Here is a 985-nt window from a genome sequence, read left to right as displayed (position 1 = left end):
TTATTAAGAAGCCTCGAGTTAACGCTCGATGTTTTTTTGCGTCTGGATATCTATTATTGCTAGAATCGCAAAAATCCTCTGCGTTTTACGCTCTTTTTCCGCAACAGTCTGAAGCCCATAATCACCTCAGTTAACGAAAATAGCATTAAAAGAGGCATATTATGGCTATCCCTGCATTTGGTTTAGGTACTTTCCGTCTGAAAGACGACGTTGTTATTTCATCTGTGAAAACGGCGCTTGAACTTGGTTATCGCGCAATTGATACCGCACAAATCTATGATAACGAAGCCGCAGTAGGTCAGGCGATTGCAGAAAGTGGCGTGCCACGTCATGAACTCTACATCACCACTAAAATCTGGATTGAAAATCTCAGCAAAGACAAATTGATCCCGAGTCTGAAAGAGAGCCTGCAAAAATTGCATACCGATTATGTTGATCTGACGCTAATCCACTGGCCGTCACCAAACGATGAAGTCTCTGTTGAAGAGTTTATGAAGGCGCTGCTGGAAGCCAAAAAACAAGGGCTGACGCGTGAGATCGGTATTTCCAACTTCACGATCCCATTGATGGAAAAAGCGATTGCTGCTGTTGGCGCTGAAAACATCGCTACCAACCAGATTGAACTCTCTCCTTATCTGCAAAACCGTAAAGTGGTTGCCTGGGCTAAACAGCACGGTATTCATATCACTTCCTATATGACGCTGGCTTATGGTAAGGCACTGAAAGATGAGGTTATTGCTCGTATTGCAGCTAAACACAATGCGATTCCGGCACAAGTGATTCTGGCGTGGGCTATGGGGGAAGGTTACTCAGTAATTCCTTCTTCTACTAAACGTAAAAACCTGGAAAGTAATCTTAAGGCACAAAATTTACAGCTTGATGCCGAAGATAAAAAAGCGATCGCCGCACTGGATTGCAACGACCGCCTGGTTAGCCCGGAAGGTCTGGCTCCTGAATGGGATTAAGCCTCTCTGACAGCTCCTCC

At 44.8% G+C, this 985-nt stretch carries 1 protein-coding gene; it reads left to right on the top strand.

The annotated features are described in order from the left end of the window. The first annotated feature begins 161 nt into the window (after window positions 1–161). A complete protein-coding gene (dkgB, locus tag ACUU1I_RS20755) occupies window positions 162–965 on the top strand; it encodes a 2,5-didehydrogluconate reductase DkgB (protein ID WP_000997029.1) in 804 nt (267 codons plus the stop codon). The last annotated feature ends 20 nt before the right edge of the window (window positions 966–985 follow it).

This window comes from Shigella sp. SIG3 (assembly GCF_053555855.1).
This window is presented reverse-complemented; position numbering and strand designations above follow the sequence as displayed.